Annotated in this window: 11 protein-coding genes; 5 read left to right on the top strand and 6 right to left on the bottom strand. The window is 41.0% G+C overall.

The window, feature by feature from the left end:
* Positions 1-224 precede the first annotated feature (224 nt).
* Positions 225-728 carry a phosphatidylglycerophosphatase A gene (locus tag MXE38_RS08380; RefSeq protein WP_246913893.1) on the bottom strand — a complete coding sequence of 168 codons (504 nt, stop codon included), beginning with the start codon at positions 726-728 and terminating at the stop codon, positions 225-227.
* Between the two features lie 140 nt (positions 729-868).
* On the opposite strand from MXE38_RS08380, the gene MXE38_RS08375 reads away from it, so the two are divergent.
* Positions 869-1,168: a hypothetical protein gene (locus tag MXE38_RS08375; protein WP_246913892.1), complete on the top strand. Its 300-nt coding sequence runs from the start codon at positions 869-871 to the stop codon at positions 1,166-1,168.
* 36 nt (positions 1,169-1,204) lie between these two features.
* Complete coding sequence (locus MXE38_RS08370; RefSeq protein WP_246913891.1) at positions 1,205-1,897, top strand: dethiobiotin synthase; 693 nt, start codon at positions 1,205-1,207, stop codon at positions 1,895-1,897.
* On the opposite strand, the gene bioA is transcribed toward MXE38_RS08370, so the two are convergent.
* Together bioA and bioB are read right to left on the bottom strand one after the other, a co-directional pair.
* Positions 1,894-3,279, bottom strand: coding sequence for an adenosylmethionine--8-amino-7-oxononanoate transaminase (gene bioA, locus MXE38_RS08365; RefSeq protein ID WP_246913890.1), 1,386 nt, complete (start codon positions 3,277-3,279; stop codon positions 1,894-1,896). The genes MXE38_RS08370 and bioA overlap by 4 nt on opposite strands.
* Positions 3,280-3,683: 404 nt before the next feature.
* Entirely contained in the window at positions 3,684-4,847 is a 1,164-nt protein-coding gene (gene bioB, locus MXE38_RS08360; RefSeq protein WP_246913889.1) for a biotin synthase BioB, read from the bottom strand.
* Between the two features lie 232 nt (positions 4,848-5,079).
* Between bioB and MXE38_RS08355 the strand changes: the two genes are divergently transcribed.
* The 3 genes from MXE38_RS08355 (at position 5,080) to MXE38_RS08345 (ending at position 9,031) form a co-directional block, all read left to right on the top strand.
* Positions 5,080-6,573, top strand: a complete 1,494-nt coding sequence (locus MXE38_RS08355; RefSeq protein ID WP_246913894.1) for an aminotransferase class I/II-fold pyridoxal phosphate-dependent enzyme — start codon at positions 5,080-5,082, stop codon at positions 6,571-6,573.
* Between the two features lie 282 nt (positions 6,574-6,855).
* A complete protein-coding gene (locus tag MXE38_RS08350; RefSeq protein ID WP_246913888.1) occupies positions 6,856-7,932 on the top strand; it encodes a DUF452 family protein in 1,077 nt (358 codons plus the stop codon).
* Positions 7,933-7,936: 4 nt separating this feature from the next.
* Positions 7,937-9,031 (top strand): methyltransferase, encoded by a 1,095-nt coding sequence (locus MXE38_RS08345; RefSeq protein WP_246913887.1) that lies wholly within the window; start codon positions 7,937-7,939, stop codon positions 9,029-9,031.
* Positions 9,032-9,140: 109 nt separating this feature from the next.
* On the opposite strand, the gene ilvN is transcribed toward MXE38_RS08345, so the two are convergent.
* From ilvN to ilvC, 3 genes are all read right to left on the bottom strand, one after another.
* Positions 9,141-9,650: an acetolactate synthase small subunit gene (gene ilvN, locus MXE38_RS08340; protein WP_246913886.1), complete on the bottom strand. Its 510-nt coding sequence runs from the start codon at positions 9,648-9,650 to the stop codon at positions 9,141-9,143.
* Positions 9,651-9,763: 113 nt separating this feature from the next.
* A complete protein-coding gene (ilvB, locus tag MXE38_RS08335; protein WP_246913885.1) occupies positions 9,764-11,503 on the bottom strand; it encodes a biosynthetic-type acetolactate synthase large subunit in 1,740 nt (579 codons plus the stop codon).
* Positions 11,504-11,837: 334 nt separating this feature from the next.
* On the bottom strand, positions 11,838-13,319 hold the full coding sequence (gene ilvC, locus MXE38_RS08330; protein ID WP_246913883.1) for a ketol-acid reductoisomerase: 1,482 nt from the start codon (positions 13,317-13,319) through the stop codon (positions 11,838-11,840).
* Positions 13,320-13,409 lie beyond the last annotated feature (90 nt).

Here is a 13,409-nt window from a genome sequence, read left to right as displayed (position 1 = left end):
ATCAGCATGAGCTAATAAAACTAGCTTTGCAATAATATAAGTCGACCCCCCACAAGTTTAAAAAAAAAATAAGCCTTAAACCCTTGATGGATAAGGCTTTATCTAGATTTTAGCTCCTAAACACAGGAAAGCCCTAATACAGAGTAGGGCTCATGCAATGTGGAGAGCTATGGCATATGATGGCCATGGCATATGATAGCCATGGCGTGAGGTAGGGGTTGTTCTTACATTATGAGGGCAGAGCCAAAAAAGTAGAGTGCGATGTGACCTACGATAAGAGCGTAGATGCCTGCGAGCACGTCATCTACCATTACGCCTAGACCGCCACCAATATTGTTATCAGCATAGTTAACTGGGAAAGGCTTTAAAATATCGAAAATTCTAAAGAGCACAAAAGCTAACAGTGCTAATTGCCATTGTCCTTGCGGAAAGAATAAAATGGCGATAAACATACCAACAAATTCATCAATAACAATACCGCCATGGTCATGAGTACCCATAGCCTTTTCTGCTTCGTTGCAAGCTTTTAAGCCAAGGAAGAAAGTAACTACAGCTACAATTAAAGTTACATACCAAGGACAGAGTAATAACAGCATGCAGATAAACATGGCTAAAAATGAACCGCAGGTACCAGGAGCTTTAGGGCTTAAGCCCGAGCCCAAACCTACAGCCAATAAATGCCAAGGATTAGACAAGTTAAGCTTTTTTAATAAAGAATAATCAGCCATAACAAACCTTATATTTTAGTGATATTGTGCGCTTAGATTATAATACGGAAAGATTGTGATGTAAGGTTTAGCTAAAATTTTGGGTTAACACACTATTACATGCTTTGAGAGTGATTGTAGTTTACAAAGAGAACTTATTAATGAGAAATCTACCTGGTATTATCGTAGTTGCAATTATTTTGGTTAGCTTGGCTTTTATTTTTGGAGTATTTTTGCAAGATATCTTGCTGTTAGCCTTAGGTCTAATTGCTGTAATTTTGTTGGCTTCAAAGTTAAAAGATAACAAAAACCAGGAGGCGGCTTCTTTATACCAAGAGCAATACCAAGAGAAAATAAGCGACACTGATGTGCACAACAATAGTGAAGAGCTTGATTCTAATCAAGAACTAATAGATTCTAAGGATAATAAGCAAGATACTATTACTAAACAGGATAAGTAGTATTAACAGTCTCTTAGGTGGCAAAAGGAAGTAAGCATGCGCAATTTAATTTTATTAGGAGCTGAACCAAAGGTTGGCAAAACCTATGTGGCTACTTTATTAATTCAAGCTCTTAAAAAAGGTGGCTTTAACCCAGGCTATTTTAAGTTTGCTCAAAGTGCTATTCCTAGCATAGAGCAAAGTGATGCTGCGCTTGTTAATAATAAATGCAATTGCGGACAAAACCTCCAAGAGATGTTGCCTTATGTTTATCAAAGCAATTTGCCTGTACACTTAGCTGCTCGTGAAAGTGGTAATTTTATTAACCCTCAGGTTATTCAAGAGCGCTTTGCCTGGAATATCGCTACTCACCCTATGATGGTAGTAGAGGGCGTGCATGAGGTTATTTGTCCTTTAATTATGGAGGATAACCAAGTTTTAATGCAGGAGGATTTAATCTCTAAATTAAAGCTTGATCCTATCTTAGTCTTGCGCATGTCGGCATCAGCCTTAAATCAAGCTTCGTTATCGATATATTATTTAAAGAGCATAGGCTTTGCTCCTGTGGGCATTATTATTAATGGCCTAGATGAAAGCAACTATGCTCATTGTGATGCTTGTAATTTAATTGAGCGTTTTACTCAGACTAAAATTATTGCCACTGTAGGTAAAAGACAACGCTCTATTAAGATTCGTTGTCCTTTAAGCGAAATTGCTAATCCTCGTGCTTTGCAAGAGCAAATGGTTTAGATAAGGCTATCGTTTTTAGGACGCATAGCACTAGGGATCTCACCACTATCAATGCGCTGGCAAATGGTGTTCATGGCCCGGCAAATTTTAGAAAGCTCATCATAGATAGTGGTAAGTGGCGGCATGGTGTAAAGCAAATTACCCATAGGCCGTAACCATACCCCTAAAGATAAGCACTCTTGCTCAATGGCCTGCACATTAGCACGCTCATAAAGCTCAATGACACCAATAGCTCCTAAAACACGTACCTCTTTGACGCACTGACACTTAATAGCAGGGCGTAACTGTGTTTTTAAGCCATGTTCAATGGCGCATATACTATCTTGATAGCTATCAAAAGCGGCTAATTCATCTAAAGCAGCGCAGGCTACTGCACAGGCTAGAGGATTGGCCATAAAAGTAGGGCCATGCATAAATACATAAGGATCTGACTGAGAAATAGCTTGAGAGATATGCTTTTGGCACAATACAGCCGATAAAGTTATATAGCCTGCAGTTAAGCCCTTGCCTAGCAACATAATGTCAGGATGGACATCAGCGTACTCATAAGCAAACATGCGACCTGTGCGACCAAAGCCTGTAGCAATTTCATCAAAGATCAACACTACATCATGCTCATCACATAACTTACGTAGACCTTTTAAAAAGTCAGGATGGTAAAAGTACATACCACCAGCGCCCTGAACAATAGGCTCTAAGATTAAGGCGGCAATTTCCTTATCGTGCTGTTCAAGCTTGCTCTTAATATCGTCTAAATCTTGCTCATCAAAGCTTTGTAAAGCACTATTGTTTACATATTGGCTGCGCTCTTTACTTGCTACTATACTGCCTGGGAAAGGACTATTAGGGTTGTTAGCAAAGATACGCTGTTGCATGGCATTACCAAAAACAGTATGCATGCCCGCAGGATCACAAACTGACATGGCATTCCAGGTATCACCATGATAGCCCGAGCGAATGGTTAAAAAGTTATTACGGCTAGTGCGTCCTTTGGCTCTTTGATATTGTAAAGCCATTTTTAAGCTGATCTCAGAGGCAACAGAGCCAGAGTCGGCATAAAAAATGTGCTCCATAAAAGGCAATAAAGTTAATAGGCGCTTGCCAAGGTTAATAGCAGGATCATGGGTAAAGCCTGCAAACATAATATGAGGAAGCTTGTCTACTTGATCTTTGAGGGCTTGGGTTATGCGAGGAATTTGATAGCCCAAATTACAGCACCACCATGAGGACATGGCATCGATAAGTTTAGTGCCATCACTAAGCTCAATAGTGCGGTCATAAGCCTTGACCACTTTTAAAGCTGGTAGTGGTTCAAGAGCTGAGGTATAAGGGTGCCATAAATGCTCTTTATCAAAGCTATCTACCAAGTCATTGATACTCATAACTTACCCTCCAAACAACATGTGAAAACAAAAAATAGCCCCATTAAGTTAAACCTAAAGATCTATAAATACAAGGGCAGAGTCAAGCTTAGCTCCGTCAGAAGTAAAATTCTTACCAAAGATGAAGCTACCGCCCTCTTAATAAAGTAAAAGCAACACGCCACTTTAGGCAGTAAGACAACATAATGTCGCTTGCAACTACCATAAAGTGGCGTGTGTCTATGCTCACTCCCAAGGCTCTGCCCCAGCCCCATGGCCAGAGCCAAGGCATTGAGATAGAAGCTAAAGCTCCTGGCTCATGCCTTAGCCCTGGCCTTGGCCAGGCCCTGGCTCTACATAGCGCCAGGGTCTGGGGTGTGGGCGTGGGCTTAGGCTGGGGAGAGCTTGAGTTGTATTAGCTAGGATTATTTTTGAGGGATATCTGGGAGATCGTAGTGGTGTTTGGCAAAGCGCTCACGATCTGAGTTGATATCTGAGCCTAAAGTGGTTAACAAATCGCCTACAATAGCAGCATTAATGCCGCAATAAATGGCTTTATTTACCATTTCTTCGCTAAGTAGTGCTCTGCCACCTGCAAAGCGTAAGTGGGCATCTGGATTTACCAGTCTAAAGATGCAAATAGCTCTTAAAATTTGCTCATCGCTAAGCTTTGCTTGTCCATATAAAGGAGTGCCCTCAATAGGGTGGAGAACATTGATAGGAATAGACTTAATGTTAAGACTACGTAAGGCTAAAGCTAGCTCTAAGCGCTCTAAATCACTCTCACCCATACCAATAATGCCACCTGAGCACAGCTCTAGACCACTTTGCTCGGCAGCTTTTAAAGTATTAATTTTGTCATGGATAGTATGGCGAGTTACAAGGTTGCCAAAATAGCTAGGAGCTGTTTCTAAATTACAGTGATAGCGCTCGATACCATGCTCTTTTAGTTTGGTCAGCATAGCCTCATCTAACAGACCTAAAGAGGCGCATAACTTAATAGGAACATTGGCCTTTAAGTAATCGATAATTTCAATGAGCTTATCTAAATCTTGTTCACTAGGCTTTTTGCCTGAGGCTACCAAGGAAAACATCTCAACGCCTTTGTCATAGCAAGCTTGTGCTTCTTTGAGGCATTGCTCCTTATCTTTAACATCGTAAACCTCAGCATTAGTCTTAAAATGTGCAGACTGGGCGCACCACTTACAATCTTGTGGACAGCGACCTGACTTTACATTGGTAATAGAGCATAAGCTAACATGTACGGATGCAACTTGAGAGGTAACCTGGTGAGATAACTCAACTAAGGTATCAAGAGGCATTTTTTCTAAGCAATAACGGGCCTCATCAGCACTTAAAGAGCCGCCAGTGGTTAGGCGCTCTAAAATTTGGGCGCTAATGGCCTCATTAGATAAGCCTACAAAAACACTCTCATTAGTAAAACTTGGACTATGACAAGTACAAGAACTCTTATTGTCGTGAGCTTTACAACTACTGTGCTCTGAGCTTTCTATTTGCACCTCGTGATGGCAAGAGCAGTTATGTAAGGAGGATTGAGTAGTAGATGCTACATTAGTTGTATTAACCATCAATAATTGTCCTTTAACAAAAATGGAGACAACATATTATCACAGCCATGCTCTATAGGCCCTATGAAGGGGCTTTGTTGCTTTTATCTCTCAAGAGATTAATGAGTGTGGATTAAATATCAATTGATTAAAGGTTGTTTTTTCACATAGAATCATAATAAAGTTAGGATACAAGTAGATCACAACTTTCTTATATCAGTGCATTATCCTTAAAGGAACATGAGCCGTGAGCATGCAATTTTATCAAAGATTAAGAACTGAACTAAAAGCACGTAAAGAGGCAGGCAATTTACGTGAGCTGCCTATGGTGCAATTTAGCGATGACAATATTGTTCTTGATCATACTCGTTACATTGATTTATCAAGTAATGATTATTTAGGAATTGCTCGTGATATCAACTTTTTATCCACCTTTATTGAAACTATGACAGATACTAGCACCGCTAGTACAGGTAGTGATTTTGCTGGTAAGTTTTTATTAAGAACTGTAGGTTGTGGTTCAACAGGTTCACGTTTATTAACAGGCAACCATTATTCTTTTGCCTATTTTGAAGAATTGGTAGCCTCTTTATATAATCGCTGTATCTTTAGTAATCAAACTTTTGGCCCTTGTGTCGATGAGGCTAAGTTAAAAGCTGATTTACAATCAGGCTCTTGGGCTAAAAACTCTAGCCATAAGAGCCAAGATAGTGAGCTTTACCCTAATTTAGAGCTTTACCATAATGACAAACATGAAAGTAAGTCTAAAGGCAAAGGTAAGCATAAAGACGGCCATAAAGGCCATAAAGGTCATGATGAGCATGTCAGTTGCGAGATAAAAGCTGCTACTTATGAGCGCGAGTGCTTATATTTAAATTCAGGCTTTGATGCTAATTTAGGTATTTTATCTACCTTATTTACTAAAAATGATTTGCTATTAGTAGATAAGTTGTCTCACGCCTCCATTATTGACGGTATGTTAAATAGCAAGGCTAAGAGCTTACGTTATGCCCATAATGATATGGAGCATTTAGAGTCCTTGTTAGAAAAATACCATCAAGATTATGAAAATATTGTCATTGTGACTGAATCTATTTTTAGCATGGATGGCGATAGAGCAAAGTTAAAAGAAATAGTAGCGCTAAAAGAGCGCTATGATAATGTACTCATTTATGTCGACGAGGCTCATAGTTTTGGTCTTTTAGGTGAGGATGGCTTAGGTCTGTGCCAAGAGTTAAATATTGTAGATAAAGTTGACTTCTTAATGGCCACCTTATCAAAGGCTATAGGCTCTTATGGTGCCTTTTTAGTTTGCTCCAAAGAAGTAAAAGATTATTTGGTAAATTTCATGCGACCATTAATCTTTGCAACTGCCTTACCACCTGTTAATGTTACTTTCTCCTTATACGTAGTAGGCTTAATGAGCAATGGCTCTATGAAGTATAAGCGTGACTACTTAAAGAAGATTTGCGATTATTTCCATAATAATCTCTTAGAACTAGGTATTAGTCCTTCTGAAAGCCAAATTCAACCTTTGATCACTGGTGATAGCCAAAAAGCACTCCAAGCTTGTGATGTCTTTAAGCATTTTGGCCTCTTAGCTCTGCCTATACGTCACCCTACAGTGCCACAAAATATGGCCCGCTTACGACTAAGCCTTAATTGCAACTTAAGAGTGGACGATTTAGATCTTATCACCAAGGTCATCAAGCGCTATCGCCACCTCTTTGTCGATGCCAAGAGCTAAAACCGCTACGCCCAAGCTCAAGCGCCTTGCGCTTAGGCCCAGCGCTAGCGCTAGCAGCGCTAGTAGCGCCAGCGCTTAGCACCCTGGGCCTCATGATAGGGCCTTGATAGCATCTTTAAGCTAAGCCTAGCACAGGCGTAAGTGGGGCAGCACAAGTGATGGTGCAAGCTAAAGCTTGCGTATAAGCTCGTATGGGCAGTCTTGCTAATGTATGCGATTCATGCCCCGCTTCGCTTGAGCGTAGGCGGAGGCATTCTCGCTAATTCATGGTAAATTAAGTCAATGGATATTATTAAGCTTCAAGTTTCACTCTCAGATCAGGTCAAGCATAATACTGCTCGTTTGTTTTTTGCAGGCTTTAGTCAAGATGGACAGGTTATTAGTGAGCTTATCAAGCGCAATTTAAAGGCACCTGTAGTAGTAACTAATAAAAAGGTCTATGGCCCAGTACTTAAGCAAGCTAGCTTAACTAATATCCAAGATTATGATGGCGATTGTGATCATGATTGTTATGTGATTAGTCACTATAGCAAAGGGGTTGATGCAACTTTAGTAGAGAGTGCTAGCGCCTTTGAGGCAAGCTTAATCGATACCAAGCCTTTAGAGGATATTATTGAACAATATCAATCCATTGAAGTGGTAGCTTGGAGCTTTGGTGTACGTCTAGTGCGTGCTCTATGTGAGTTATTGCCTAAGTTTGCATCCAAAATTAGCTATGCGGTGGCTTTAAACGGTACCGTACCAAGCGTCGATCTTAATTATGGTATTGATCCCAAGGCTTATGACACTACTTTAGAGCGCTTTAGTAGCGTGATGCATAAGCAATTTGTTAAAAACATGTGCGCATATGCTCAGGCCTTAGAAATTGGCGTACAAAGTGTTGAAGCTCCTCAAGAGCACGAATTATCTTTATGCTCTAATGAGGATAGGGCCTTAATCGACACTGTGCGCTCTTTACGTAATCTTGATGATTTTAAGTGCGAGCTTAAGCTTATGCCTTATCTTGAGCTTACCAAGGCTCAAGACACTGATCCTATTTATGAGCCTATTAACGAGCTCCCATCAAGCCCTCTCATCTTTGATGAGGCCTATGTAGCTTTAGGCGATAAAATTATCCCTAGTGCAGCCCAATACCATTATTGGACTGATTATGCTCTCATGCGCCTAAATGTCATTGCCTCTTTAGAGGCCTCAAGCTCAGGCCCAGCCCCAGCCCCAGCCACTGGTACAGGCCCAGGCGCTGGCACTGTAGCAGGTGCAGGTGCTGGCTTTGCCCTCCATACTTTCTATGGCCCTCATTTATGTCCTGCTTTAATTCGAGATCTTATGATGTGCCCTGCTCATAAGAGAGTTAGCTAGTACCATGGCTATTAATCTTAGCTTGCTTAAGCGCTCTTTTAGTAAAGCGGCTCATACCTACGAGCAGCAAGCTTACATGCAAAATATTATGGCTCAAGAGCTCTGCTCCTATTTAAGCTTAGCTTTAGGAAAGGATGCCTATAGTCTCTATGAGGATAAATTGTCCTTAAGTTCAAGTGCTAAGTACCCACTAGCAGCTCATAGAGCAGAGAGCTTAATAGCAAATACTGATACTAATAAAAAGGCAGTATTGGTGTCAGGAGCAGAAGCGGCGGTAGCTGATAACGCCTTACAAAGTACAGCACTTGAGGTAGGGAGTGCTAAAAAAGAGGCTGCGGTATTTAATAGGGTGCTGGAAATTGGCTGTGGCCCAGGCAATTTTACCAAGATCTTGTTGCATAACTTTAAAGTCAATGAGCTGTGCTTAAATGACTTAAGTAGCTGCATGATAGAGAAAAATCTAGCATCTTTACATAGTTTGCAAAAGCAAGATCCTGCTTTTAATATTGCTATTAGCGCTATTTGTGGCAATGCTTTGGAGCTTGATAATACTAAGCAAGAGCTAGCTCAGCCTTTTGATATCTTAGTTAGCAATGCTACTTTCCAGTGGTTTCATGATTTAGAAAGTTCTTTAAAGCACTTAGCTGGCTTTGTGAAAAATCAAGATATAGCTTTGGTCAATGGTAAGTCTAAGGCTCGTGTTGCTGCTAGTGCTAGCGCTAGCGCTGGCACTGCTGCTAGATCTGGGACTAGGGGCGGGCGTTTAATTGCCTTTTCCTCATTTTATGAGGGTAATTTTGCTCAGATTAAGAAGCTTACAGGGGTGAGCCTCAAATATTTAACCAAAGAGCAAGTTATTAGGGCATTAGACAATAGTACTATCGATTATCAGGTGTACTTTAGCTCCCATGAGCAATACTTTGAGTCATCCTTAGCCTTATTTAGGCATCTAAAAGATACAGGTGTTACCGCTCTTAGTGATGTGCCTTTAACTGCTAGTGCCTTTAAAGAGCTCTTGCGCTCTTATCAGGAACAATATGCCTCACCAAAGGGAGTATGCCTTACTTGGTGTCCTTATTATGTGGTGGCTTTAATTTAAAGCAACCTTTTTGGGAGTGATGGGCTCTTGGGAGGCTACAAACAAGCAAAGCGGATAGGCGTGAGCCTAACCGCTTTGAAGATAGGTAGTTGTTTGTCTGATGAAAGCTCTATTTGTGGCCTAAAGCCTTAGGGCCACGGCTTACAGCTACTAGACCTGAGCTTACTGTTTCTAAAATCTCAGTTTGGTCTTGTAAAGCATTCATAAGGCGCTTAATTTTGCCATGACCTGCACTTAAGCAAACAGTGTAAGACTCGCTAGAAACATCAACAATACGGGCATCAAAAATGTCACTAATACGTTTGACATTATCACGTAAGACATTAGTGTTGGCCTTGACCTTAAAGAAAACTAACTCCAGCTCCATGGTTTCTTCTGACTTACCGCTCTCTAAAGCAGAAACGGTATGAACATTTACCAATTTGTGAATTTGCTTCTTAATTTGCTCAATATCAATGTCATCGCCAGTAGTGGAGATGGTCATACGAGACATGTGTGGATTTTCAGTAGGGGCAGCTGAAATGGTTTCAATGTTATAACCACGCTGAGAGAATAAGCCCACTACACGTGACAAAGCACCAGTCTCATTTTCCAACAAAATAGAAATCAAATGACGCATAAAACTATCCTTGCTTTGCTAAAACATGTTGCTTTTATCTTCTAAAAGCAATCATGCTAGGTAGTTAAAGCATGCTCTTAACTAAGAGCATGACCTTGCTCCGTGAGTGGAGTTTATTTACAAGCTGAATCTTCGGTATTAGGAAGAACCATCTCATCCATACTACCAGCAGTCTTTTGCATTGGTAATACATTAGCTGCTGTTTCACAAATAACGTCAACAACAACTAAATCATCCTTCATTGCTAAGGCTTTTTCAATAGTGGACTCCAGCTCGCTTGGCTTGCCTACTACAAAGCCTTTATGGCCATAGGCTTGTGCTACTTTAACGAAGTCAGGATTATAGTTTAAGTTAGTCTGAGTAATGCGTCCTTGATAGAACATATTTTGCCATTGGCGAACCATGCCTAAAGTATGGTTGTCCAAGATAAATACCTTAACTGGTACTCCATATTCTAAACAGGTAGATAACTCCTGAATGTTCATCTGGAAGGAACCATCACCAGTAATTAAGATTACCTCAGTATCTCTCTTGGCAATCTTAGCGCCAATAGCTGCTGGGAAGCCGTAACCCATAGTACCTAAACCACCTGAGGTTAAGAAGGTACGAGGCTTTTCAAAATCATAGTATAAGGCAGTGAACATTTGGTGCTGACCTACGTCAGTAGCAACAATTACGTCACGGCCCTTAGTGGCCTTGCAAATAGCTTCAATTACTTGAGCTGGATGGCAAATATCCTCAGACTTCTTATAAGATAAGCAATTAAATTGCTTGAGACCAGTTATATAGTCCCACCAAGGCTGTAATTGAGCCTTTTCGCCCTCTGAGCCCATCTCGTCAGCCATTTGTAAGATTTGGCCTAAAATAGTATTGGCATCACCTACGATAGGTAAATCAGCCTCAATAATCTTAGAGATAGCAGAAGGGTCAATATCAATGTGAATAACCTTAGCGTTAGGACAGAACTTCTTAACGTTGTTAGTTACACGATCATCAAAGCGAGCGCCAATAGCAAAGATCAAATCGCTTTGTGCCATGGCATTGTTAGCCTGATAAGTACCGTGCATACCAACCATGCCTAAGAAGCGTGGGCTAGATTTAGGATAAGCACCTAAGCCCATCAAAGTGCTGGCTACTGGTAAGTCAAAACGCTCAACAAACTTAGCTAAGTTATCACAAGCGTTGCCTACAATAGCACCACCACCAACTAAGACAATAGGACGGCTAGCACGAGTAATTTGCTTTACAGCACGACGGATTTGTCCTTTGTGACCTTGAGTAGTTGGGTTGTAGGTAACCATCTTTAAGTCATCATCGGTTAATGGATGGAAGACTGAATTGTAAGAGGCAAAACCTACACAATCTTTTGGAATATCGACTACTACAGGGCCTGGTTTGCCAGTAGAGGCAATATAGAAAGCTTGACGTACAAACTTTGGAATATCCTGAGGAGTCTTACATAAGAAGGAATGCTTAACTATAGGACGGGTAATACCTACAGTATCAACCTCTTGGAAAGCATCAGTACCAATTAAGCTAGTAGCAACCTGACCTGTTAAAACTACCATTGGAATGGAGTCAGCATAGGCAGTAGCAATAGCAGTAACAGCATTGGTAGCACCAGGGCCTGAGGTTACCAAGGCACAGCCTACTTTACCAGTGGCTCGTGCATAACCATCGGCCATATGACAGGCACCCTGCTCATGGCGGGATAATACGTGTTTAATCTTTTCTGAATGCTGAAGAGCATCATAAATATCGATAACAGCGCCACCTGGGTAACCAAATAAATACTCGACACCTAAGTCTTCTAATGTGCGTACTAATTGTTGAGCACCAGACATTTTAGCCATGAGTAATACTCCTGCAACTTACCTTAATCAGCCTTTGGTAATGAATTTAAGCTTGGATAAAGCCTAAGATGCTTAATAACAAATAAAGAGTAAAGAAGAGTGTTATTAAGAGTTTAATTACCAATATTGTTACGTGGTTAAGGTTTAGAATTTGGGCTAAGGAAAATGCTGCCTCGATAAGTTCTAAATATGACTATTATTATTTACATATAAAGCATGAGGCTTTAATAAGTCTTATAAGACAGCTTGATCTAAACAAAAAGACCCGATATCTCGGGTCTTTTAGGTGGCCTCTTATTATTTTGTTGTTGAGGCCTGGGAAGGATATGGGGGATTACTTATCACCTACCGAGATTTCTTTCATATCCTTCATATAGGATCTTAGGGTACGTCCCACCACTTCAATTGGGTGGTTGTAAATGGAGTCGTTAGCCTTAATAAGAGCCAAGTTATCCACACCGTTATCACCAGATAGACCCTTACCAATTACGTCTAGATCAAGGCTGTTAATGTAGTCCTTTAATAAAGGAATTGCTGCATTAGCAAAGAGGTAGTTACCATACTCAGCAGTATCAGAAATAACTACATTCATTTCGTATAAACGACGACGTGCAATGGTGTTGGCAATTAATGGGAGCTCATGAAGAGACTCGTAATAAGCTGATTCAGCGTAAATGCCACTCTTAGTCATAGTTTCAAAGGCAAGCTCAATACCAGCCTTACAGAAGGCTACTAATAAGATACCCTTGTCAAAGTACTCTTGCTCGCTAATAGGAGTATCGCAAGCTGGAGCGGTCTCAAAACCAGACTTAGCATAGTTGTCACGCCAAGTGTGTAATTTGATATCGTCATTGGCCCAGTCTTCCATCATGACACGGGAGAACTCACCAGACTCAATATCGTCCATGTGCTTTAAGTAAAGATCAGCCATACGAGACTTTAACTCGTCAGCAATAGCACAGGCACGTAACTTAGCAGGATTTGATAAGCGGTTCATCATGTTAGAGATACCGCCTTGCTTTAAGGCCTCACAGATAGTTTCCCAACCGTATTGAATGAGCTTACATGCATAAGCAGAATCAACACCCTTAGAGGTCATTAAATCATATGACAAGATAGAGGCAGCCTGAAGTACACCACATAAAATGGTTTGCTCACCCATTAAGTCAGACTTAACTTCTGCAACGAAAGAGGAGCGTAAGCAACCTGCACGATCACCGCCAGTGGCGCTAGCCCAAGCCTTAGCAATAGCCCAGCCCTTACCCTCAGGGTCATTCTCTGGGTGAACAGCTAATAAGGTTGGAACACCAAAGCCTCTCTTGTACTCTTCACGAACTTCGGTACCTGGGGACTTTGGAGCGATCATTACAACAGTAATATCCTTACGGATTTGCTCGCCTACTTCAACAATATTGAAACCATGGGAGTAGCCTAAAGCAGCGCCTTGCTTCATTAAAGGCATAACTGCAGCTACTACATTTGAGTGTTGCTTATCTGGAGTGAGGTTAACAACTAAATCAGCGCTTGGAATAAGTTCTTCATAGGTACCAACTTTAAAGCCGTTTTCGGTAGCACGAACATAGGACTGACGCTTTTGAGAAATAGCCTCGGCACGTAGAGCATAGGACACGTCAAGGCCAGAGTCACGCATATTTAGACCTTGGTTAAGACCTTGAGCACCGCAGCCGACAATCACAATCTTCTTACCCTTGAGGTAGTTGCAACCGTCTGCAAACTCGGAACGATCCATAAATTCACAGCAACCTAACTGTGCTAATTGCTCACGTAAATTCAAAGAATTAAAATAATTCGCCATTTCTAATGTACCTTGATGAGATTAGTGCTTACTTTCAGTGAGTTTTTACTTAAGTTTAAAAGCACTCGCTCCTTATGCTCATAAAACGCC

The organism is Anaerobiospirillum sp. NML120448, assembly GCF_023050945.1.
In the GTDB taxonomy this organism is placed as follows: Bacteria; Pseudomonadota; Gammaproteobacteria; order Enterobacterales; family Succinivibrionaceae; genus Anaerobiospirillum.
Note: the sequence above shows the minus strand (reverse complement) of the source record. Positions and strands in the feature narration are given on the sequence as shown.